This window comes from Mesorhizobium sp. RCAM 05104 (genome assembly GCF_059683645.1).
In genome coordinates, this window is record NZ_CM185033.1 from 1,696,622 (window position 1) to 1,719,366 (window position 22,745).

At 62.4% G+C, this 22,745-nt stretch carries 15 protein-coding genes; 9 read left to right on the top strand and 6 right to left on the bottom strand.

Going from position 1 to position 22,745, the window contains the following annotated elements; all coding sequences use genetic code 11:
• Positions 1 to 11: 11 nt before the first annotated feature.
• Genes AC56QP_RS08630 through AC56QP_RS08640 form a run of 3 tightly spaced genes read right to left on the bottom strand, consistent with a single transcriptional unit; the run spans position 12 to position 3,846 of the window.
• Complete coding sequence (locus AC56QP_RS08630; RefSeq protein WP_489860091.1) at positions 12 to 1,037, bottom strand: hypothetical protein; 1,026 nt, start codon at positions 1,035 to 1,037, stop codon at positions 12 to 14.
• A 47-nt stretch (positions 1,038 to 1,084) separates the two neighbouring features.
• Positions 1,085 to 1,510, bottom strand: coding sequence for a DUF6484 domain-containing protein (locus AC56QP_RS08635; RefSeq protein WP_489860090.1), 426 nt, complete (start codon positions 1,508 to 1,510; stop codon positions 1,085 to 1,087).
• An 8-nt stretch (positions 1,511 to 1,518) separates the two neighbouring features.
• Positions 1,519 to 3,846, bottom strand: coding sequence for a type VI secretion system Vgr family protein (locus AC56QP_RS08640; RefSeq protein WP_497100610.1), 2,328 nt, complete (start codon positions 3,844 to 3,846; stop codon positions 1,519 to 1,521).
• A 264-nt stretch (positions 3,847 to 4,110) separates the two neighbouring features.
• On the opposite strand from AC56QP_RS08640, the gene tagH reads away from it, so the two are divergent.
• The 8 genes from tagH to AC56QP_RS08680 all read left to right on the top strand — a co-directional run bounded on the left by tagH (position 4,111) and on the right by AC56QP_RS08680 (position 18,775).
• Positions 4,111 to 5,166 carry a type VI secretion system-associated FHA domain protein TagH gene (gene tagH, locus AC56QP_RS08645; RefSeq protein WP_489860089.1) on the top strand — a complete coding sequence of 352 codons (1,056 nt, stop codon included), beginning with the start codon at positions 4,111 to 4,113 and terminating at the stop codon, positions 5,164 to 5,166.
• Between the two features lie 297 nt (positions 5,167 to 5,463).
• Positions 5,464 to 6,978, top strand: coding sequence for a type VI secretion system protein TssL, long form (gene tssL / locus AC56QP_RS08650; RefSeq protein WP_489860088.1), 1,515 nt, complete (start codon positions 5,464 to 5,466; stop codon positions 6,976 to 6,978).
• A gap of 22 nt (positions 6,979 to 7,000) precedes the next feature.
• Positions 7,001 to 10,552 (top strand): type VI secretion system membrane subunit TssM, encoded by a 3,552-nt coding sequence (gene tssM / locus AC56QP_RS08655; RefSeq protein WP_497100609.1) that lies wholly within the window; start codon positions 7,001 to 7,003, stop codon positions 10,550 to 10,552.
• A gap of 159 nt (positions 10,553 to 10,711) precedes the next feature.
• Entirely contained in the window at positions 10,712 to 11,491 is a 780-nt protein-coding gene (locus AC56QP_RS08660; RefSeq protein ID WP_489860085.1) for a PP2C family protein-serine/threonine phosphatase, read from the top strand.
• Positions 11,491 to 14,064: a serine/threonine-protein kinase gene (locus tag AC56QP_RS08665; protein WP_489860084.1), complete on the top strand. Its 2,574-nt coding sequence runs from the start codon at positions 11,491 to 11,493 to the stop codon at positions 14,062 to 14,064. The genes AC56QP_RS08660 and AC56QP_RS08665 overlap by 1 nt, the downstream gene beginning before the upstream one ends.
• A 108-nt stretch (positions 14,065 to 14,172) precedes the next feature.
• Positions 14,173 to 14,583, top strand: a complete 411-nt coding sequence (locus tag AC56QP_RS08670; RefSeq protein ID WP_489860083.1) for a DUF1036 domain-containing protein — start codon at positions 14,173 to 14,175, stop codon at positions 14,581 to 14,583.
• Entirely contained in the window at positions 14,580 to 16,937 is a 2,358-nt protein-coding gene (locus AC56QP_RS08675) for a M23 family metallopeptidase (protein ID WP_489860082.1), read from the top strand. The genes AC56QP_RS08670 and AC56QP_RS08675 overlap by 4 nt, the downstream gene beginning before the upstream one ends.
• Positions 16,938 to 17,149: 212 nt before the next feature.
• Complete coding sequence (locus AC56QP_RS08680; RefSeq protein WP_489860081.1) at positions 17,150 to 18,775, top strand: caspase family protein; 1,626 nt, start codon at positions 17,150 to 17,152, stop codon at positions 18,773 to 18,775.
• 167 nt (positions 18,776 to 18,942) lie between these two features.
• Here AC56QP_RS08680 and AC56QP_RS08685 read toward each other — a convergent pair whose 3' ends face one another.
• Positions 18,943 to 19,479, bottom strand: coding sequence for an OmpA family protein (locus AC56QP_RS08685; protein WP_489860080.1), 537 nt, complete (start codon positions 19,477 to 19,479; stop codon positions 18,943 to 18,945).
• A gap of 182 nt (positions 19,480 to 19,661) precedes the next feature.
• Here AC56QP_RS08685 and AC56QP_RS08690 point away from each other — a divergent pair, with 182 nt between their 5' ends.
• Positions 19,662 to 20,240, top strand: coding sequence for a DUF6931 family protein (locus tag AC56QP_RS08690; protein WP_489863649.1), 579 nt, complete (start codon positions 19,662 to 19,664; stop codon positions 20,238 to 20,240).
• Positions 20,241 to 20,286: 46 nt separating this feature from the next.
• Here the strand turns inward: AC56QP_RS08690 and AC56QP_RS08695 are convergent, their stop codons facing one another.
• Positions 20,287 to 21,531: a caspase family protein gene (locus AC56QP_RS08695; protein ID WP_489860079.1), complete on the bottom strand. Its 1,245-nt coding sequence runs from the start codon at positions 21,529 to 21,531 to the stop codon at positions 20,287 to 20,289.
• Positions 21,532 to 21,538: 7 nt separating this feature from the next.
• Complete coding sequence (locus tag AC56QP_RS08700) at positions 21,539 to 22,639, bottom strand: OmpA family protein (protein ID WP_489860078.1); 1,101 nt, start codon at positions 22,637 to 22,639, stop codon at positions 21,539 to 21,541.
• Positions 22,640 to 22,745: the final 106 nt, after the last annotated feature.

A 22,745-nucleotide genomic window follows, 5' to 3' on the forward strand; every position in this document is an offset into this window, starting at 1 on the left:
GCGGATTCCGGCTATCGCGCGCCACCCTCCGGCTGCCACGTCTCCACCTTGTCCGGCAGTGCTAGCCTCACCACGTCATCCTCGAAGTGCTTGGCGAAGGCCGGCCCCAGTTCCGTCGGATCGGCGGTGAACAGCTTCGTCTCCACCCTGGCCTCGGGATAGAGCTCCAAGAACGTCGCACAGGCTGCGACAGCCACGTAGGGCTCGCGCATACGCTGGATGAGCCAGGTCAGCGCCGACCTATCTCCCAGCATCCCGATGCCACGCACAGCGATGGGAGCGGTAGCGGGCGATTTCATCAGACTGCCCATCCAAGTGCGAACGTCTTTCTCAGGCCCGGCCTTGACCAGCGCACGCATCGCGACCATGGCGTCCGGCCCGCCGGCGGCTGCGATTTTCCTGAGTTCCTGGCGCGTGAGATCGCCTGCCCCCAGTTCAACGAGAGCCCATGAGGCCCACAACCGGACACGCTCATCCTGGTGATCAAGCGCGGATTGGACATCCCGCCCCAGATCGAAGCGTCGAAGCTGGCCTGCAAGACGCAAGGCGGCGGCACACACCCTTGAATCGTCGTCTTTGACCAACCGGGCCAAAGTCGCGCTCGGGTCGACATGGTGCACGATACATGACGAGACGCCGAGGAACCGGATGAAGGCATCGTGGTCGCCGATCCAGCTGCGCACAAAAGGTCCGATGGCCGCTGGTTTGTGCCATGCCAGCGCGCCGATCAAGCCCTTGGCATCATCGGCCGTAGATCGTCCAAACTCGACCGCTTGTGCCACCTTCTCGCCGTCAGCCAGTTCCAGTGCTGTCCATGCGAAGGCGAAAAGCTCTCCCTTCTCTGGAAAATTCTCGTGCTGCGCGACCAGAAACGGCCATGTGGAGGTGCCCGCGATGCGCAATCCGTCGAGGTTTATCTCCAGCCGCTCGTCGATTTCGGCGATAACCTTGGCGTCGGGCGGATCCTCGGCGGACCAGTTGTCGCGCTGCGCCCACAGGAAGGCGACGAGTTCCGCGTGTTGACGCACGACCTCCATTGCGATCCGGACGGGGCGTGGTCCCTCTGTCTTCGACGAGGTTCGCATCAGTTCAGGTTGATCGAGCCGCCGCGAATGCGCTGCGCGCCACTGGCATGACTGGTGATGTGAACGCCGCGAATGGTGATGCGGCCGTCCGCCTCCATCAGGATCGTCGCCTTGCCGCATCGCAGTTCCAGGTATTCCTCGGCGGTGATACGCACACGCTGTCCATCCCGGATTACGTGTGGAGCCGCCTTGGAGCGGCTGGGCTCGACGATCCGCCCGACGATCAGGGGCCTGCGCGGATCGCCCTCCTGAAACAGCAAGGCCACTTCACAGCCGATCATGTCCGACGACAATTCGCACAAGCTACGCGCAGGCAACGCCGTCTTTTCCGGATTGCCGGGAAAAACGACCAGCGGGGACTCCTCCCCGAATCCCAGGAAGGCACCGATCACCACGCCGTCGATCCTGTCCCTGACCTTACTCATCGTCGCCCTCAATTCTCGTTGATCTTCGAGCCTTTGATGATCACGTCACTCGAGGCCTTGATGTTGATCTTGCCCGAGCCCTTCACGGTAATATCCTTGCCCTCGATGATGATCGTTCCGTCTTTTTTCATCACGATCTGTGCGCTGCCCGATTTCAGCGTGATGCTCTCCTTGGCGTCGAGCGTGAAGTTCTTGCCAACATCGATAACGCCGCTCTCGCCGACGTCGATCTTGCTCCCCTTGGCGATCTTGAGCATATGCCCGCCGCCGACGTCAGTGCTGTCATTCGATTTGATGTTGGCGACGCGTGAGGCGCCTACATCGGTCGCCTGTGACGCGGCGATGGCGACGGTCTGTCCGGCACCGATGCTGATGCTCTGATCGGCGCCTATGGTCCATGTATCACTGGTGCCTATGCTGTGCGTCTGGCTGATGCCCACGCTGACAGACCTCGTCGCGCCGATGGTGTTGCTCTGGAGTCCGCCGACGGTACGCTGTTCCGCCGCTCCGACGGTGTCGACGCGAGCCGCCCCCACAGTAACGGTCTGCACAATCCCCACCGTCTGCGAATGGTTGGCGTCGATATTCTCCGTCGAATTCGCAACGACGTGGATCGTCTCGTTGGCACCGACCGTCAGCGACCTGTTCGTGCCCACCGTCTCGGTATCGTTCGAACCGATGTTCGTGGTCTGGTCGACGCCGACCTTGACCGTCTTGTTGTTGCCGACGTCCTCGTCGAGGTTGTGGCCGACGGAATGCTTGGCATCGTGGTCGATGCTGTCCGACTGGTCGTGCTGCACCAGCTTGGTGCGGTCATGCTTGATCAGAAGGTTGTGGTCCTTCTGCGCCTGGAAATTGACCAGTTCGGAGCCGGCCTTGTCCTCGAACATCAGCTCGTTGTAGCCACCGCCGCCTTTGGATGAATTGGATTTCCAGCCCGATTGCGTTGCGTTGCCCGGCAAGCCGTAGGGCGGCATCTGCGAGGCATTGTAGACCCTGCCGGTGATGATCGGCAGATCAGGGTCCCCTTCGAGGAAATCGACGATCACCTCCTGGCCAATACGCGGTATCTGGATGAAGCCCCAGCCGCTGCCGGCCCAGGTCTGCGAGACACGGACGAAGCAGGAACTGTTTTCGTTCTTCTTGCCCAGGCGGTCCCAGTGGAACTGCACCTTCACCCGGGCATATTTGTCGGTGAATATCTCCTCGCCCGAAGGGCCGACCACCGTCGCCGTCTGCGGCCCACGCATGATCGGCCGCGCCGTGATCCGCGGAGGGCGATAGGGCAAGGTGGTCGGTGCGACACCTAGCACAACCTTGAAATTCTCGCTGTGAGCTTCGTTCTGGGTCCTGTAGCCCGGATCGAACAACCTGTATTCAGCGCTGATCACCAGATACTCCTGGTTCTGGTCATCGCGCGGAAAGCTTTCCAGCTTGAAGGTACAGCCGGAATGGAGACCGCGCACGGTTCCGACGGCCGTGCTGCGCTGGTGCACCGCCTGGAGTTCCTCGCGCCGGATACCGGCAAGGGTGTCGCCGCGCCCCACATCAAGATGCGCTCCGGGCTGGCGATAATTCTCGCCGGAGGCTTCCTTGTGGCTGAACGGTTGGGCCGACTTCGCCATCAGATCGGCGCCCGGCTTCTGGAAATCATAGTCGGTGTGGGCATAGGCGCCGGGCCGCACCGAACTGCCCGGAATCCATTCGGTGATATATTCGACGTCGCGCCGCGAGCCGTGTCCCTCGAAATTGTAAGGCACCTTCTCGTAGCCCGGCGCCGGCTTCAGTTTGCTCATCGCGTCGCAGAGCACAAGCGTGTGCTTGCCCTCGTCATGCTCGAAGAAATAGAAGATGCCTTCGTGTTCGAGCAGGCGCTGCACGAAATCCAGATCGGTCTCGTCGTACTGCACGCAGTATTCGCGCGAGGGGTACGACCCTTGCAGCCGCTTCTCGAACTTCGCCGTCCCGTATTTCGAGAAGATCTTTTCGACGATCTCGACAGCGGTCATGTTCTGAAAGATCCGGCAATCGGTCGCATTGCCGAGAAACCAGAGCCACGGCCTGACGACCGCTTCGTAGTAGGCCAGCCGGTCTTCGATGCGGGTCAAGCGAAACTCGGACACCAGGCCGCTGAACCACCGTTTCGGATCGGATTCACCTTCGACCGAAACCATGCCCCCCAGCATCTTCAGCGGATCGATGTCGGAGTTGGGGCTGACGAACCCGACCGTATAGGCAAAGCAACGGCTGATCTCGTCGCGCCCGACAAGATGCGTGAAGGTCAACAGCTCGCCGCCAACCGGCGTCTGCACAACCGTGGCACGTTCGTTCGGCATGGGTCGTGCCCCTCCTGGACGCGGCCGCCAACGTGGTGGATTTGAAGTTCCCGCTATATTAACAAGATCACGCTCAGGAACTTTTCGATCCGCCACACCAGGCCATGTTGAGCCTACCACATGTTTTCCTGCCGGCCAAAGAGGACGGGCCGCGACAGCAGAGCCTTGCCTCGTCAATGGGTCGGCTTGAAACGCTTCTGTCCTGTTGCACGCGCAAGCTGCTAGAATGACGCAGTATCAACCGGCGTTCGACGGCGATCTTGCATGTACCTCAGTCTGCAAATCAACAATATCGACTCCGTGCCCGCAGGCTTCCCGACCGGCTATGCGGCGCGCGATCGCGGCTTCGAAATCGGTCGCGAGGCTTGTGACTGGACCTTGCCGGACCCGGACAAGTTCATCTCCGGCCGGCACTGCGAGGTTCGATACGAGGCAGGCGCGTTTTGGCTGCACGATGTCTCACGCAACGGAACCTACATCAACGGATCGAGCCAGCGCATGACCGGCCCACATCGGCTGGGTCACGGCGACCGGGTGCTGATCGGCCGCTATGTCATCTTCGTATCGATTGACGACGAGCGCGCCGCGACAGGTCACCCAAGCCACGGTTCGACCCAAAGAGAAATGCCGGCCGCGACGGGCAGGCCGCTCGAATTCGCCGACGAGCCGTTCTTCGCCCCGGCAGAGCAACGGTCCGGGCAGCGCGTTCCAGCGTCGACTTTCCCGTCGCAACCCGCGCCTCTCCCCTCGACCAGAGACGAAGTGCTGCGGGAGATCGCGATCGGGGCCGGAATCTCGCCGGAATTGCTTCAATCGCGCGACCCGCATGAAGCCGCTGCCGAAATCGGCGCGGTCCTGCGGACAGTGGTCGAGGAACTGGCCTTGCTGCTGAAAGCGCGCGCAGCCGCGAAGATGTTGGCCAAGAGCACACAACGAACGATGATCAGCTCCGCGGACAACAATCCCCTGAAGTTCGTTCCAGGAACCGATGACATCCTCGAAATCATGTTCGCCCGCCGCAGGACCGGCTATCTTGATGCCAGGCGCAGTATCGAAGATGCATTCCGCGATCTCAAGACTCACGAGTTCGCCACCTATGCGGCCATGCAAGCTGCGCTATCGCGGCTGCTTGACGACCTGTCGCCCGAGGCGATCGGAAGGAAACTCCCGCCTGCGTCGTTTACGTCGAAGAAGAGCCAGGCCTGGGATGCCTATGTCGCGACATGGCGGACCATGGAGGAGGCGCACGAAAACGGCATGCTGGACATATTCCTGGCCTATTTCAGCGAGGCCTACGCCAAAGCCGACAAGCAAAAATAGGCGATCCAAGAGAGGCATGCAGATCAGTCGGCGAAGAAAAATCTCCTCGACGCCGGCATCCGGTTCCAATCGACAATTTCTGAGATTACGATCACATACGACAGTTCGCCAAGCGGGTAAGGCTCATTGACCTGGGGGTCTGCGGCAAATGTCATGTTACGGCGGGAAAGCGTTTTCTGGCCAACCTTCCTCCGGAAACTGCCAAGGTCGGCGGGGCCTGTTCCTTAACCTGACCACAAACCGTTTTGCGCCTGTCTCGCCCAACCGCGGGCACACCGCCTGCACGGATGACCGGCGATGAGCTCGAAGGACGATCCCTTCGGACCAGCGGGCAAGACCGTCATTCGCGCAAATCCACGGCGCGAACGAAAATCACCGCCAGCTGCTCAGCCAGCTGTCGCGGCCAGGGGCCAACCCTCTCAGGTCAAGGATTCAACGGTGTTCGATCCTGGTGTCGGGCGGCATATACCGCCGGGCTGGACATCCGGAACCGTGATTTATCAAGCAGCACCTTCCGCCGCGGCTGGAGCCGGCGGCGCTTCCGTGGCGGCGCCCGCCGCAGCCCTGCGGCAGGAGACCCTGCTCAGCGCCACGGACAGCGTCAGATACTCCGCGGCAAACCCGATCCTTGCCGCGGCCGCGCCGTTGCTGATGCTATTGGGCCAGCTCAGGCTTGTCTCGGTCGAGAGACAAGCGGAACCATTGGCGGAACATGTCGCCGAAGCGATCGACAAATTCGACCGAACGATGGAGAAAACCGGCGTCGCGGAAGAGGATGCGCGGATTGCAAAATTTGCCCTCTGCGAAACCGTCGACGATCTCGTCGGCAACCTGCCTTGGCCACAAAAAGACGACTGGGCGCGGCACAGCATGCTGTCGCAGTTCTTTCACATCGAGCCCAGTGGCACAGGCTTCTTCGAAGCACTGAACAAGGTACTGGCCAGCCCGGAGGCGCACTACGATCTGCTCGAACTGATGCATGCCTGCCTGTCGCTGGGTTTCGAGGGCCAGTACCGGGGCCTGACACGCGAAGACACCAATCTCGAACGCGTGCGACGCGACGTCTACGAGACGCTTCGCTACTTCAGGGCGCGTGCCGGCGAAGACATCTCGCCGCATTGGCAGGGCCTAGCGGCGACGATGGCGCAGTCGTCGGCTCGCCTGCCACTCTGGGTCGTTGCAGCGGCGGCGTCGGCGCTGCTGACAGCGGCGTTCTTCGCCTTGCGGGTCTTCATCACCAATGAAGGCGACGCCGCCGCCGGTGAATTGCTGGCACTCAACCCATCGACGCCAGTCGCCATCGAGCGCGCCAGCGTGGCGCCATTGGCCGAGCCGGCGAAAGCCACCCCACCTGCCGCCACAACCACGCAGATCGATCGCATCCGCTCGGCGCTGGCCAAGGACGTCGAAGGCGGTGGGCTGACGATCGGCACGAAGGGCGACTTCATCGTGGTGGAAATCAACAATCTCCTGCTGTTCCAGTCCGGCCGGGCCGAGGCGAAGCCGGAATTCCAGCCCATTGCCGCCGACATCGCCGCGGCCCTGGAAGCCGAGCGCGGACCAATCAGGATCGTCGGCCATACGGACAATGTGAAGCCGCGAAAATCGAGCCCGTTCAAGTCCAACTTCGATCTTTCCGTCGCCAGGGCGAAGGCCGTCGAAGCGTTGATGGCACCGAAATTCAGCGATCCCTCGCGACTGACGGTCGATGGCAAGGGCGAGGACGAACCGATCGCCGACAATGCGACGCCAGAGGGCCGCGCCAAGAACCGCCGTGTCGATGTGATGATCGCCAGGGAGGAAACACTGTGAGCACGGCCTTTTGGGAGCGCCCATGACGCGTTGGCCGCTGCGGATATTCAGCGTGACCGCGCTGGCCGGTTTCGCGGCGGCCGTGTGGTTCGCGGGACCGTTGGTTCGCTTCGCCGACACCCGGCCTCTCGGACCTGTCTGGCTGCGCGCGACAATCATTGGCGTGATCGTGGCGGTGCTGGCGATCTTCTACGGGCTGCGTTTCTGGCAAGCGAGAAAGGCACAAAAAGAGCTCGAAACTGTCGTCGCACACAACGACGACCGGAATGATGACTCGCGGGTGCTCGAAGCCCGCATGAACGAGGCCATCGCGGCGCTCAAGCGGGCGAGCGGCAGGCGCAACTTCCTCTATGAGATCCCCTGGTACATCGTCATCGGCCCGCCCGGCGCAGGCAAGACAACGGCACTGGTCAATTCGGGTCTGAATTTTCCGCTGGCCGGTTCGGGGGACGCCCAACCTGTGGCTGGCGTCGGCGGAACACGCTCCTGCGACTGGTGGTTCACCGACGAGGCCGTGCTGATCGACACCGCCGGACGCTACACGACGCAGGATTCCAATGCTGAGAGCGACAAGAAGAGCTGGCTCGCCTTCCTGTCGCTGCTCAAGAGATACCGCACCCGCCAACCGATAAACGGCGTCATCCTGGCCATCAGCCTTGCCGATCTCATCAGCCTCGACGATCAGCAGCTTGACGCTTACGTCGTCGAGATACGCGGTCGCCTGCGGGAAATCCACGAGACGCTGAAAATCCAGTTTCCGGTGTATCTGCTTTTCACCAAGGCCGATCTCGTTTCCGGGTTCATGGATTATTTCGGCGGTTTCGACGAGCCGCGCCGGCGCAAGGTCTGGGGGGCGACATTCCAGACCACGGATCGCAACAAGAACATGGCCGCCGAGGCCCCTGCCGAATTCGATGCACTGGCAAGACGCCTGGTAGAGGAGATGCCTGACCGCCTTCAGGAAGAGCCTGATCCCGTCGCGCGCATATCCGTCTTTGGCTTTCCGGCGCAGTTTGGCGCGCTGAAGGGCCGAGTTACGAATTTTATCGCCAGCCTGTTCGATCCCACCCGCAGCCAGGTGAATGTCAGCCTGCGTGGCGTCTATTTCTCGTCAGGGACGCAAGAGGGAACGCCAATCGATCAGGTGTTGGGCGCGATCGGCCGCAGCTTCGGCAGCAATTCCCGCGCCCACCTTTCCGGAACCGGCAAGAGCTTCTTTTTGCATGATCTGTTGACCGGCGTCATCTTTGCTGAATCCGGATGGGTTTCGTACGACAAATCGGCCGCAAGACGTGCTGCGATCGCCAGATTTGGGGGGCTTTGCACCATCGCGTTGATCGCCGCGGCGGCTCTCGGCATCCTGGCGCTGAGCTTCACGGCCAACAGGTCGTTGGTCGCCTCCACCACGCAGGCCATGAGCCAGTATCGGGAGACGGCGGGCGCGCTGCTCAAAAGCACGGAGGTCACCGATGTCGACCTCGAAAACGTCATTGGCCCGCTCGACCAGTTGCGCGATCTGCCGACCGGGTTCGAGACCAGCGACTTGCCGACACCTATCGAGGACACGTTCGGCCTCAGTCAGCGGGAGAGACTTCTTTCGGCATCCAAGACGGCCTATCGGCAAGCGCTGGAACGAATGTTCCGATCGCGCCTGCTGATCCAGGCCGAGCGGACGATCCAGACCAGGATGGCTGATCCCGTCGCGCTCTACGAACCATTGAAGATCTATCTGATGCTTGGCGGCAAGGCGCCGAAAGTCGACGACGCGTTGATCGTTTCCTGGATGAAGCAGGATTGGGAGCAGAACCGGTATCCAGGCGAGAACAACCGTGAAGGACGCGAGCAACTCGAAAAGCACCTGCGCGCCATGCTTGCCTTGGACGACGCCTATGATCCGGTTTTCGAACTCAACCAGCCGCTTGTCGAAGCCGCTCAACGCTCGCTCGGGCGCATGAGCCTTGCCGACCGCGCCTCCGCATTGATCAAGTCCGCCGTATACGCGGCAGCGCTGGACGATTTTTCTGTTTCGCTGAAAGGTGGCCCGGAAGCGCAGCTGCTGTTCGAGCGTGTCGATGGCGGCGATCTGTCAGGCCTTCGTGTTCCCGGCATCTACACCTATGCCGGCTTCAACCACTTCTATCTCGGGCAACTGTCGCGCATTGCGCAGACGCTCGTCGACGACCAGTGGGTCCTCGGCGGCGGCGGTGAGCAAGGCGGCATCGATCAGGCGTTGCTCAAGCTCGGCCCCGAACTTCTCGATCGCTATGGGAAGGAGTTCGCAACGGCGTGGAACAGCGTTCTCGACCAGCTGAAATTCAAGGCGATGCTGACGGACAAGCCGCATTATATCGCGCTTTCCGCCGCCGCCTCGCCGACCTCGCCGATCGAACAGCTGTTCACGGCGATCGCCAACGAGACGGCTTTGACGCGAGACCCTGCTTCCGGCACCGGGGCGGAAGCCGGCGCGGGTCAAGGCCAATCACAAGACGCCACGGACATGGCCAGGGGGCTGGCTCGCATCGGCATTCAAATTGCCACTGGAAAATCGCAAAGCCGAGCCGGCACAGGGTCCGCAAGCTCACAGAACCAGAATCCCGGGGCCAACATCGAAGCGCAATTCAGGTCGTTCCAGGCTCTGGTCAACGGTCCTGCCGGGCGCCGTCCGATCGATGCCTTGACCCAGAATTTCCGCGACATCCATCAGAGCCTGCAACTGGCGAACGACGTGCCTTCGCAGACTGAACGCGTCAACGCAAATCTGCAGCTCCAGATAGCCACCCTTCGCGCCAACGTCTCACGCCTGCCCAAGCAACTGGCCAGAATGGTCAATGCGACGGCGGACGAGTTTGAAGGCAACGTCGCGGAGACTTCGGTGGCGAATTTAAACCAGATGCTCGACCAGACGGTCACGGCTCCCTGCGAGGCGGCGGTCAACGGACGTTATCCTTTCACCGGCAATGGCACAGAGGACATTGCGATGGCGGATTTCGCGAAATTGTTCGCTCCAGGCGGGCTGATGGACCGGTTCTTCGCACAGAACCTCGCATCGCTGATCGACATGACCAACCAGGACTGGAGCTGGAAACAGGATGCGCGCTTCGGGCGCGACCTGTCGAAGTCGACGCTGAAAGACTTCCAGCTGGCGGCGGAAATCCGCAACGCCTTCTTTCCATCGGGCGGTTCGGTGCCCTCGGTCAACCTCACCTTCACACCATTCTCACTGCATGGCGATGCCGATGCGGCGGTGCTCGATGTCGATGGTCAGACAGTCCAGAGCAATCAGGCGGGCAACGCGCCAAGCACCGTGACCTGGCCGAGCGGCACGTCCTCGGGGTCCGCCAGTCTGAGCCTGACGCCGGAGATGCCAGGCCGCGAATCCACCCTCAAGTTCGAAGGGCCGTGGGCGCTCAAGCGGCTGCTCGACAAGGCGACCATCACCGGCAGCGACAGCGATGTGACCGCGCGCTTCCTGATCGGCGGGCGCGACGTTACCTATACGATCCAGACCGGTTCCGGCCCCAGCCCCTTCTTCCTCCCGGCGCTTTCCGGCTTCAGCTGTCCGAAGGCATTTTGAGATGACTTTCCAGCTTTTCCGTTTGTTGAGGCTATCCGCAGGCCCTAGGCGTCCGGACCCTGATTTCGATACTCTAATGTTCGAGCCTGTGGCAAAGTGGCTCGAACGGGCGCGCGGCGGTGCGCCGCAGAGGGCGCTTGAGAGGCGCTTGGTGGCAAATTGAACGACGTCGCCCTTCCCTTTGAGAGCTTCGGCGTGAGCCACAAAGGCTGTGTCCGCGAGCACAATGAAGACAACTATCTGGTCGAGCCGCGAACCGGCCTTTGGGTGGTGGCCGACGGGATGGGCGGGCATGAAGCCGGAGAGGTCGCCTCAGCCAGCATTGTCGACCATCTGGCAACGATTGGCATCGCAAGTTCCGCTCCGGACCTGCGGGCACGTTTCGAGGACAGGCTGAGCCGGGCCAATGCCGATATCCGCAGGATATCCGAGGCACGCGGCATAACCATCGGCTCCACGGTAGCCGCCCTGTTGGCGATGGACGGACGGTTTGCCTGCTTGTGGGCGGGCGACAGCCGGATATATCTGGTCCGCAATGCCTCGATCTCGCAGATTTCGAAAGACCACACCGAAGTGCAGGAGCTCCTCGATCGAGGCATGATCAGCGCGGCCGAGGCGCTCACCTGGCCACGCCGCAACGTCATCACGCATGCGGTCGGCGTCAGCGACGAATTCGTCATCGACTTCCAGCAAGGCGAACTCATGCCGGGAGACATTTTTGTGTTGAGTACCGATGGGCTGACGGCGCATGTCACCGATGCGGAGATCGAGGCGGCGGTGGTGTCGGCAACGCCTCAGGCAGCGTGCGAAAATCTCCTGGAAACGGTCCTGGCGCGGGGCGGAACAGACAATGTCACCATCGTGCTGGTGAAGATCGGAAACGGGCGCAATGGACGACCGCTCCACCCTGATCTGTCCGGAGCGGGGGGCCTAGGCTGATGAGCGCCGACGACAAGACGCGAATATCGCCGCAGGTGGCCAACACCGCCGTAGGCACGCAGCTCAGCGGCATCTACGAACTTGACGAGCGGATCGCGTTCGGCGGCATGGGCGAGGTCTACCGTGGCCACAACATCCAGACCGGCGACCACGTCGCGATCAAGATTGTCCTGCCCGAGTTTGCCCGTGACCAGACGATCCTGTCCTTGTTCCGCAAGGAGGCCTCGATCCTCAACCACCTGTCGCACGACGCGGTCGTGCGATACCACGTCTTCACGATCGATCCCGGGATTGGCCGTCCCTACCTTGCCATGGAATTCGTCGACGGCGAGTCGCTGTACGACATCATGCGGCGTGGCCCGATGCCGACGGAGGAGGTGCGCAAGCTCTGCCATCGCCTCGCGTCCGGCCTGAGCGCCGTGCATCAGGCGGGAGCAATCCATCGCGACCTCTCGCCGGACAACATCATCCTTCCAGGGGGCCGGGTCGACCGCGCAAAGATTATCGATTTCGGTATCGCGCGATCAGCGACGGTGGGCGGGGAGACGCTGATCGGCGGAAAATTCGCGGGAAAGTACAACTACGTTTCACCCGAACAGCTCGGGCTGTACAGCGGCGACGTCAGCGAACAGTCCGACATCTACAGCCTTGGGCTGGTGTTGGCTGCCGCCCTGCGCGGGAAACCGATCGACATGAGCGGGTCACAGTACGAGATCATCGAAAAGCGCCGGACCGTGCCTGATCTCTCCGGCATCGACGATGATTTTCGTGGCATTGTTGAAGCCATGCTGCAACCGGATCCGCAAGACCGGCCGGTCAGCATGGCGGAAATCGCCAGGATGACGCGTGACGAAGACGAAGCAACAACGCCGCCGACATCCAAGACACCCCGCGAACGGCCGGCTTTGCCGCGCACCGGGGAAACTTTTGCAGCTGATTCCAGGATCCAGACGCAGCCAACCAGTGCCGAGGGGCCCGCAACAGCAACGGGTCCAGGTGGGCAACGCTTCGTCCAGCATGTACGGCCCGCGCATTTGTCCGAACCGCGGCCTTCGCCGGTCGCCGGCCCTCCACGCGCGGTCACGGCGGATGCGCCTGGAAAACCCACAAAGACCCGAACCATCGCGATCGCTGCCTTGGCGACGCTGGCTGTCGCCTCAGGTGCCGGCCTTTATCTCAGCGGCTTCATGACGCCTGCGACGCCGACTGCCGGCAAAATATCGCTTTCCGCGCCGGAACCATCAAAGTCTGCACCGGAAACGTCGAAGCCGGCTCCCACCGGCGATGTCGCGAATGCCCCTGAGCCGGCGAAGGCAGCTCCGACCGCGCAGCCGAAAACGGAAGCCGTCGCGCCGCCGGCTGACAATCAGCCAGATGCCGCGGCGGCTCAAAAGCAACAGCCGGCTAAGCCGGCCCAAGTCCCCTCGCAGGCCGAGGAACGCCCGAAGCCGCCGACAATGGACGCACAACCGCGAACAGAGGCGAGCGCGCCGGCGGCTGCAAGCCAGGCAGATGCCCAGGCCGTGCAAACGCCGGAGCCGGCGAAGCCCATTGCCCCTCCGCAAACCAAGGAACCTCCGAAGCCATCCGCAACCGACACGCAGCCGCCGCCCGAAAAGGCATCGCCGGCAATCCAGCCGGATACGATGGCCAGCGACAGTCAAAAGCCGGCTCCGGTGCCTGATACGACCGCTGCAGCCCCGCCAGCCGCCGAGAAGACCACAGCGCCGCCGCCGGTCCAGTCAGAGGTTGTGGAGAGCCAGAAGCCCGAGCCACAAATCAGCCAGCCGGCAACGCCCAAGACTGCCGCGCCGGCGCCCAAACCCAGCCAGACGGATGTCGCGAACACCGAGAGCCAGAAGGCGGTGTCACCGGCAGCCAAACAGCCGGACCAACCTGTCGTCGCGTTGAACGTGCCCAAACCAGCTATTCCCCCGGTCGCCGACGACATCGCGCAACGGGTCTCCTGGGTTCGCGACTTCGGCGGCGGCGACTGTTTCTATGCGACCATGACGTCCGGCAAGGCCGCCGCGATCGAAGGATTTGGAACGGCGGTCCAGCCATTCGAGCGGATGCTCAGCGATTTCCAGGCAAAATTCCATGTCGAGCCGGACATCAGCGTCCGTCTCATTGAACCAAGCCAATGCGAGGTCACCAACTTCCTGCGCTTTCTGGGGCAGACCGCGGCCGAGAAGCCGCAGCTTGTCCTCGATCGGACGTCGGTGCCGAACGGTGCGCCGATCAGCGGCACGCTGGTGACGCGTGGCGGGCTCATTTCCAGCGTGCTGCTGATCGATCACAAAGGCATGGTGTTCAATCTCGACGACCGCATCGTCGCACAATCGGACAAGGCCACCTTCAGCATCCCGATTGCTCTTGGCGCCGCCGACAAGGCCGCCGGAAAGGCGGTGCCGCAGATCATAATGGTGATCACGGGGCCCCAGGATATTCAGGCGGCTGCGTTCTCGACGCCCACGCCAGCCTCGGTTCTGCTGCCCAAAATTCTCGAGGAAATCGAGACCGACGGATCCCAGTTCTCAGCCACGGCCAAGTATTTCCGGCTCGGCGGGTAGCATGGGCGCCCGATGGAACTCCGCCGCGCGTGTTTGCCTCACTCGTCCGCCGACCTGCCCACAAGGCAGCATGATCCGGTTCGAGCCCTGCCTGCCCTGACGGGCCGCATGAAGCTCGCGGTCATGGCGGGCGCGGCCCTGCTGGCCGTGCTGACATCCAGCGAAGCGCGCGCCGAATTCACGGTCTGCAACCAGACACTCGACGTTGTCAATCTCGCCGTCGGCCAGAGGGTCGACAATGCGGACCAGACCGACGGCTGGTGGACCATCGGCGCAAATCAATGCGTGAACGTCATCCGCGAGGAACTGACGAACCGCTACATCTACATCTATGCAACGGATGTTTTCGGCCACGCGATCCTCACCGGATCCACGGAGATGTGCATCGAGCGGCGACGTTTTTCGATCCGCGGCATCGACGAATGCTGGCAGCGCGGCCATATCGCGGCGCAATTTCTCGAAGTCGATACGCTTGAACAGGTGCGGTGGACCTTCTTCCTGACCGGAAGCAATCCGTGACGCACAGTATCGACACGAGCTTCAAGCAGAAAAAGCAGGCGCGCGCTGCCCTTCGCAGGCGCACGCTTTGGCGCAGGCTTCTTGCCGGTCTCGCTGTGATTGTCCTGCTTTCCATCGCCGTCGGTTTCTACCTCACCGCGGACTATTGGTCGTTCGGCGATGAAGACGAGGAGTTGCACGCGGTCGAAGGAGTGGACGATGTGCCGGCCGATGCATCCGTCTATGTGCCCGCCATCATCGACCTGGCCGGGGACCCGATGTGGATCACCCTTGCACCTGATGCCGGCGCCGCAACAAAAGGCCGCGAGATCCCGCGCCCGGCGGAACTCGACCAGGCCGGGGTTTCGCCCCAGATCGAAATCCTGTCCGACGTCATGCTTAGCGCCAGCGAAAAATTCATGACGACGATACCGTCGACGCAGGAGGATTTCGCGTTCTTCCAGGCGCAACGAAAGAGCGCTGCCGCGCCATCCAGCGATCTGCAAAATGATCTTCAGCCGCCGCCCGCCGCTGGGCAACCCGCGGCGGCTTCGGACCAGAAGGCGGATGCCGACGATCCCGAAGCCGGCTGGGGCGAGACAATCGATGCAGGCGACGCGGCCCTTCCCGCATTCCAGAAGACCCAGATCGAAAACAACACGAGTGTCGCGGTCGTCACGAATGAGTATCAGCGGTTCGAGGCGACCCAAGACACGTTCGTGAAGATCCTCAACGACCGCAGTTTGGACAGCGTTGCGCTCGATGCGCATTTCTCCGCCGGCGACGCCAAGCTGGCCGGTGAAGCCCTGAAGGCGCTCTTCAACCGGGACGGTCTGGAGGCGGGTTATGTCGTTGCGATGCGCGGATACCGGCCGAACCGCGAGACGACCACGATGTCCCTCATGCAGGTTTCGATCTACGCCAAGAACGTCTTTGTCGGCACGCTGACGCGCAACGCGGCGGGCGCGTTCGTGTCGGGTGTCGACCCTTGGGTCCGCGAAGATCTGTTCAATTATTCGGGCGCGCAGGAGGAAGGCACGCACAAAAGGCAATATCGTCTGCTCGACGCGATCTATTCGACGGCGGCCCGCAACAATGTTCCGACCGGTGTGATCGGCGAAGCGATCATGTATCTCTCGAGAGGCCAGGATCTGGACGCCTTTGCAAGCGAGGACCAGCGTCTTGTGCTGATCTATTCGCAGACGCCGCGCGGCAAGGACGAGGGTGCCGGGCGGGTGCTGTATGTGGGCGTCCAGGGCGCCGAAAAAAGCCTCGAGTGTTTCGTCTTCCAGCAGAGCGACGGCCAGTTCGCCTGCGTCACCGGCAATGACGAGGTGCGCTCGCTGACTGTCGCCAACGGCATGGTCACGCCTGTGAGCGGGGTCATGACCTCCACCTTCGGCCCGCGCAAGCACCCGATCCTCGGCGTCGTTCGTATCCACAAGGGCGTCGATTGGGCAGCCCCTGTCGGCACGCCGATCATGGCGGCCTTCGACGGCGAGATCAGCTTCCAGGGCGATGGCGGCAGCTATGGCAATCTGGTGAAGATTTCGCACGGAAACGGGCGCGAGACGCGCTATGCGCATATGCAAAAATTCGCCATTGCGAGCGGCGTCGGTACCAAGGTGAAGGCCGGCGACGTCATTGGCTATATCGGCACCACCGGCCTTTCAACCGGCCCGCACCTGCATTTCGAGCTCTACCAGAACGGCGAGGCGATCGATCCGCTGGGGACGGTCACCGCGGTCGCCACCTATGATACTGGCAATTCTGGCACTTCCGGCGATGTCGCTGTCGAGACGCTTACCGAGCGTATCGTCCATGTCGAAAGTGGTGGCAGCGCTCGCGCCAAGAATCCGAATTCTTCAGCCACCGGCGCCGGCCAGTTCATAACGAAGACCTGGATCAGGATGATGAATACGTATCGCCCGGAACTCGCGCGCACGCTGTCGACCGCCGACCTGCTCGCTCTGCGCTACGACGCCACGATCTCGCGTGAGATGGTGCGCAATCTCGCGCGCGAAGGCGAAGCCTATCTTCGGGCGCGTGGTCACCAGATCACGGCCGGCCGGCTCTATCTCTGCCATTTCCTGGGAATGGAAGGCGCGCACCAGGTGCTGTCGGCGCCAGGTTCGGCGCAACTGAGCGCCGTGCTGGGATCGGCCGTCATCCAGGCCAACCCGTTTCTCACCGGCAAGACAGCCAGCTACGTGGTGGACTGGGCCGAAAGGAAGATGGGACAGAAGCTGAGCCGTGTGGCCACCGACGCCATCCCGCAGACAACGACCACGGAGATCCGCCAGACATCGCCGGAGTTCGAAAAATACAAGCAGGCCGTCACGACCCTCATAAGCTCGATTCAGAATACGATTTGAACCTGCCCGTGACGGCATCAGCCTCTCGGACCATTGGTGGTCCTGCTGCCAAGTGTTACCATAGGCAACTTTCTTCGGGCCCTTGTGAACCAAGACTGTGGTCAAGATCACATACGCCCAGGAGCCATTTTTGGCACAAGCGACTTTGTCGCTGACGAAATTTAGCATGCGCAGACATCAATAGTGCGCCCTGGTGGGCGGAGGGCTGGTCCATGAAAGCGTTTGCCGTCCTTCTGAGCGGGATGATCCTGCTTTTCCTTGCCGCGCTCGGCGCCGAGGCTGCCGGGTCTGACACCAAGCGCGTCGCGCTGGTCATCGGCAACAGCAAATACGTCCATGCGGTCACCTTGCCCAACCCCGCCAACGATGCCCACCTCATCGCATCGACGCTGCGCAATGCCGGGTTCGAGGTGATCGAGGGGGTCGATCAAGACAATGCAGGCATGCACAGCCTCATCAGCCGGTTTACCGAGCAATCCTACGACGCGGACCTCGCGGTCATATTCTATGCCGGTCACGGCATGCAGGTCGACGGCAAGAACTACCTGATACCGGTCGATGCCGAATTGACGTCGCCGGCCTATCTCAAGACCCGCACCATCCAGATCGATGACTTCATGGCCGCGTTGCCGCCCGACCCGGCGGTCGGCGTGATCATCCTCGATGCCTGCCGCGACAATCCGCTGGCACGAACGCTGGCAGCCTCCTTGCCGAAAAGCCGCTCCACCTCGTTGGGCACCGGCCTGGCGCCGGTCGAAGCAAAATCGGACGGTGTCGGAACCGGCGGCCTCCTGATAGCCTATGCAACGGATCCGGGCGCCATCGCGTTCGACGGCAACGGGGTCGACAGTCCTTACTCGACGGCGCTCGCCAGGCATCTCACCGAACCCGGTGTCGAAATCCAGAGCGCGCTGACGCGCGTGCGCGGCGAAGTGACCGAAACCACGCAAGGTCGCCAGAGGCCCTGGCATAATGCATCGCTGGGACGCGAGGTCTTCCTGGGAAAACCCGTCGCGGCGGCGGCGCCTCCCGCAAAACCCATGGCCGACGCATCGAACGCGGCGGCAACATCCGCTCCTGCGCCGGTTGCCAGTGATGCTCCTTCCTGGGAAGTCGAGCAACGCCTTTGGGATGAGGCTTCGAAGCGCAATTCAATTCCGTTCTACGAGGCCTATCTCGACCAGTTTCCGAACGGTCGCTTCGCCACCGTGGCGCGACTGAACATAGACGAATTGAACGACCCGAAAGCCCAGAACCGGCAGGTCGCGGCACTCGAAACGGACCAGGCGAACGCCAGTTCCGGCTCCGCCGTGCGCACCTCGGTTGGGGTTCCGGACGAGGTGAAGCAAACGCCTGGCACCGAGTTGACGGAAAGCGCGATCGGCCTCGATCGCCAGGGGCGCATCGACCTGCAATTGCGCATCGAAGCGCTGGGCAACGAGCTTGGGCGCATCGACGGAAACATAGGCCCGCAGACCCGGCAGGCGATCGGTGTCTGGCAAGTGAAGAACGGCCTGCCGCAGACCACCTATCTGACGCGCGAACAACTGGCCTTCCTCGTGATCCAGACAGATCCGATGATGGAGGCCGTGCGCGCCAGATACGCCGCCGATCAAGCCCGCGCGACGCAGCCGAAAAAGCAGGTGGCGCAGAAGGTCCGCACGCAGAGGCCGGTGGCGCAGAGACCCCGCAAACAACAGCAGGTCGTTCAGAAGCGGCGCAACCGCGAGACCGTGGTGCGGCAGGATGATCCGCCGCCCCAGGACAACAACGACTTCCTCACCAAGGCACTGATCTTCGGCACCGGCGTGGCGGTGGGCGGAGTGCTCAAGAACTGACAGGTCCGCGTTTGCAGGCCTGTTCGACCTGAACCCTACGCCCGGAAACGCAGTCGTCGCGACGCTCGCGGCAGCGACCGCGTTCGGCGCCCTGGGAAATTCTGTTCCAATGCATGTCGTCGTCCCACAACCGCTGCGCGGTTTTGGGCGGCATGCATCAATGCAAGCTATTGCGTCTTTATCCGCATTTCCACACGGCGGTTAACCGGGTCGTACGGGTTGGGGCTGCGCGGATTCTTTTCGCCCATGCCGATCGCGTTGATGCGGGCGGGCTCGATACCGCTGGCCGTCAGGAAGGCGGCCACCGATCGCGCGCGCCGTTGCGACAGGCCTTCGTTGTAGTGCACCGTGCCGGTGGCGTCGGTGTAGCCTTCGACGACGAAGTTGAACGTGCTCAGCCGGCTGTCCTTCAGCGCCTTGGCGAACTCGTCGAGTTCAGCCCGCGCGGTGGAGTCGAGTTCGGCCGAATCCAGTCCGAAATTGATCAGCATGTCGAGGCTGGATTTTTCTGCCGGCGCATCTTTCGCCTTGGTCTTGCTTTTGCACTCCTCCTCGGTGCCGACACAAATTCCCCGCGACTTGCCGAGATCGGCCGCCCCGGTAAAAAACTTCACGATGTCTTCTGATTTCTGGACAGGGTCGGCGGAAGCGTGGGTCGAGAAAAACACGACCGCCAACACAAAGGCTGAACTGCGCCACTGCATAGCGGCTCCTCCTGTTTGAGCATCCGGTTTTGATGCTACCAAATTCCGAGGTAATTGTCTGTCGATAAACGCTGGCGGATACCGCGGTGCCGGCAGTTGTCGCCGTGTCACCGGTTGAGACTTGACCCGCGCCGCGCCTAAGGCTTGAGTGGCCAAGGCTCCTCGATGAAAGCGTGGCGATCATGGCCAATGGGCTCCGATTCAAAACGGCACGGGATCTTTTCATGGCTTGTCCCGCTGTTGCCCGGGACATGAGTACCCTTCCAACCGAACAGCACTCGATCGCGTTTTGCCGCGACCTCCTCGCCGGGCGTGTTCCCGAGGAGGCGATCACGTTCTGTGCCTACCTGCTTCCCGATCGGGCCGCGGTCTGGTGGGCGCATGAATGCCTGAGCCATCTGAGCGAACTGCTCGATGGGACCGATCACGAGTTGCTCGCGCTTGTTCGCGACTGGGTGGGGGAACCGGACAGCCCACACCATCGGGCAGCAGTCAGCACGGCCGCGGCGACGCCGCCGACAACGCCGGTCGGCTGGATTGCGCTGGCTGCGGGGTGGCGTGACAATGGTTCGGCCATGGCCGCGACGACGGTATCGGCCTTGCACCCATTTCCCGCCGCCCATGCGGTCAATGCCGGTGTTCTGGCCGGGCTGGCGCGTGTCGCGCTCGCGGACCGCTTTGCCGTTCTTTCCGCATTTGTCGAGATGGGCATCCAGATGGCCGAGATCGAGGCGCTGCGCCAATCAGCGGATGCGTATTAAGCCTCCATCCCGACACTAACCGGGATGGATGCCCCACCCTCCTGCCCTACTTGCAGCCACCTTGGGCCCATTTGGCGAGCGCCACCTTGAAGCGTGTTCCAAGCGGGTGTTGCAGGCGCAGGACAGAGACATCGTTGGCGGCGAAATTCTTCGCCTGATCGCACAGCCGGGCCTCGTCCCATTCATGGCAGCCATCGCAGTGCTTGCCCTCCCACACCGACTTGTCCAAACCCTCCACCGGGCTGAAGAGGGGCTTGCCCTTGATCAGCTGGGCAATGCTCTTGCCGTCGATTGCCGGATCGCCGAAATCGATCGGATGGTCGAAAAGGATCGGGGCGTCCGACGCCAGCCTGGGGATCTTCTGGCGCAGCACATCGAGCGCGAGCTGGTCGTCACCCTGGCCTGATGTACCTGCCGCGCCGGTGTTGCGCGTGTCGGAGGCGCCTTCGGCCGGAAGTGGGCTCGCCTCGCCCACGATCAATGGCGCGTTGAGATCGATCCTGTGCAGGACGACCTCGGTGGTCAGCGAGACGTTGATCCAGGGACGCTGCTTGCCGGCGGTTGCCTTGAAGACGTCGCTGGTCACCCTGTTCATCGCCTCGGTGATGGAGACGTTGGATTCACCGATGCGCTGGAGCAGCGCCGCGGTGAAAGGCGAATGTTCGCCCGAGCCGTCATAGGCGACTTGATTGGGGCTGGCGGCGAAGGCGACGAGCGTGCCGGCGCCACCATTCTCTATCGGGATCTCGGCAAGGCCGCTGCTTGCACCGTTGACGCCCGCGGTCTTGGCCAGCACCTCGGCGAGGGGATTGTCTCGGCAGGCATCGAGAAACACCAGCCTTATGCTGGTCTCCCGCGACATCTGGCGCAAAACAAAATCAACCGACACGGCCTCGAAGTCGAGGGAGGTCTCATCCTCAAGCGCGGCGTCGACCGGAAGCAGATAGTTCTTGCCCGAAACCTGCAAGCCGTGGCCGGCGTAGAAGAACAGCGCGATGTCGGCACCGCGCACCTGTTTTGCGAACTGGGCAATCGTTGCTTGCGTCTGCGATTTGGTCTGGTCGAAGCCGGAAACGACCTCGAAGTCGAGCTTCTTCAAGCGTTCAGCCATGGCCTGGGCGTCGCGCACCGGATTGGTGAGCGGCACCGCGTGCTGGTACTGGGAGTTGCCGAGGACAAGCGCGACGCGGCGCTCGGCATTGGCCATCGTCAAAGTCAGGAGCAAGGCGAGCGCCGCAAGGCCGGCGGCGCGAAAGAGGCCAACGCAACGGGCGATCAGAGGGGACCTCACCGGAACCTCAGTTCACGAGCTTGCTGGCGGAAAACTCGATCCGCCGATTGAGCGCCTTGTTCTTGGGCGTGTCGTTGGCGGCAACCGGCCGCTCCTCGCCGTAGCCGGTCGCCGTGATCTGCGTGCGAGGAATGCCGGCGGCGACAATGGCGTCGGCAACCGCCTGGGCCCTGCGCTCCGACAAACGCTTGTTCTCGACAGGCGACCCGTCGGAATCAGTGTGTCCGGAAACCTCGACCTTCAGGCCGGGACACTTGCTGACGACACCGACGACCTCCGCAAGCAGCGGGCGGCTCTGGGTATCGAGCCGCGCGCTTGCCGGCCGGAAATAAATGGCGCCGGTGCGCGAGAGCACGGCGAACCTGTTCAGGCATTCCTCGTCGCTGAAATTCGCCTTGGCGGCATCGGTGGCAACCGGGCCCACCTCGGCCGAACTCGCCGCGGCGGTCTGGGCGGCGGCCGGCTTGCTGCCGTCGGCAGCGAAGACGAAGTCGAACGACACCGACGCGGTGGGCACGATGTTGGTGACATTGGCCGCCTGCTGCAGCTTGTCGACGTTGGGCAGCAGGCCGAAGTCTTCCACATGAACGGCGACCGGGGCCTCCGAGGCGACCGAGACCATGTTGTCGCTGATCATGGTGACAACGATGCTGGCCTCGAGGTCCTTGTCGACGCCGTGCAGATTGAGCCGGAAAGGCAAGGTTGCCTTCACCCTGCGCTTTGTCGCGAGATCGGCGAACGCGGCGGGGTCCACCTTCGCCGTCAACTCGGCCGTCGGGAACTTGAATGTCTCGAAGAACAGGAAGCGCATGCGGACATTGCGCAGGTCGACGCCAGTATCGACCGAATTGAGATCGAATGTGACCTTGGCATCACCGGCCGAACTGAGGGTGCCGGCGATGTTCCTGATCTTGTTGGTTTCGACGATCGTGTTCTTCTTTACCGACTGGTAGGTGAGTACCGAAGCGGTGGGGTCGAGCGTCCAGTTCGGCGCGGCGCTGGCGGCTTGCGATCCAAGCAACAGCAACAATGCGACGATCAGGCCAGGAGCCCTTGTGGTGAGGCCTCCAGACCGTGTTTTCCACCAGAATGCGACGACTTCGACCATGAAACGCCCCTGCCCAGGACACTACACCAGGCGGGAGCATAGAGCACTTCCGACTGCTTGGCGAGCAGTTGCAGCCGGTCTTCCAGTCAAGGTCCGGAGCGCGGAA

Bases quoted from the DNA above. Each gene is read 5' to 3' on its own strand.
- AC56QP_RS08665 (WP_489860084.1), top strand. From the start codon at position 11,491: ATGAGCGCCGACGACAAGACGCGAATATCGCCGCAGGTGGCCAACACC.
- AC56QP_RS08630 (WP_489860091.1), bottom strand. From the start codon at position 1,037: ATGGAGGTCGTGCGTCAACACGCGGAACTCGTCGCCTTCCTGTGGGCG.
- AC56QP_RS08635 (WP_489860090.1), bottom strand. From the start codon at position 1,510: ATGAGTAAGGTCAGGGACAGGATCGACGGCGTGGTGATCGGTGCCTTC.
- AC56QP_RS08700 (WP_489860078.1), bottom strand. From the start codon at position 22,639: ATGGTCGAAGTCGTCGCATTCTGGTGGAAAACACGGTCTGGAGGCCTC.
- AC56QP_RS08640 (WP_497100610.1), bottom strand. From the start codon at position 3,846: ATGCCGAACGAACGTGCCACGGTTGTGCAGACGCCGGTTGGCGGCGAG.
- AC56QP_RS08670 (WP_489860083.1), top strand. From the start codon at position 14,173: ATGAAGCTCGCGGTCATGGCGGGCGCGGCCCTGCTGGCCGTGCTGACA.
- AC56QP_RS08680 (WP_489860081.1), top strand. From the start codon at position 17,150: ATGAAAGCGTTTGCCGTCCTTCTGAGCGGGATGATCCTGCTTTTCCTT.
- AC56QP_RS08685 (WP_489860080.1), bottom strand. From the start codon at position 19,479: ATGCAGTGGCGCAGTTCAGCCTTTGTGTTGGCGGTCGTGTTTTTCTCG.
- tssM (WP_497100609.1), top strand. From the start codon at position 7,001: ATGACGCGTTGGCCGCTGCGGATATTCAGCGTGACCGCGCTGGCCGGT.
- AC56QP_RS08690 (WP_489863649.1), top strand. From the start codon at position 19,662: ATGGCCAATGGGCTCCGATTCAAAACGGCACGGGATCTTTTCATGGCT.
- tagH (WP_489860089.1), top strand. From the start codon at position 4,111: ATGTACCTCAGTCTGCAAATCAACAATATCGACTCCGTGCCCGCAGGC.
- tssL (WP_489860088.1), top strand. From the start codon at position 5,464: ATGAGCTCGAAGGACGATCCCTTCGGACCAGCGGGCAAGACCGTCATT.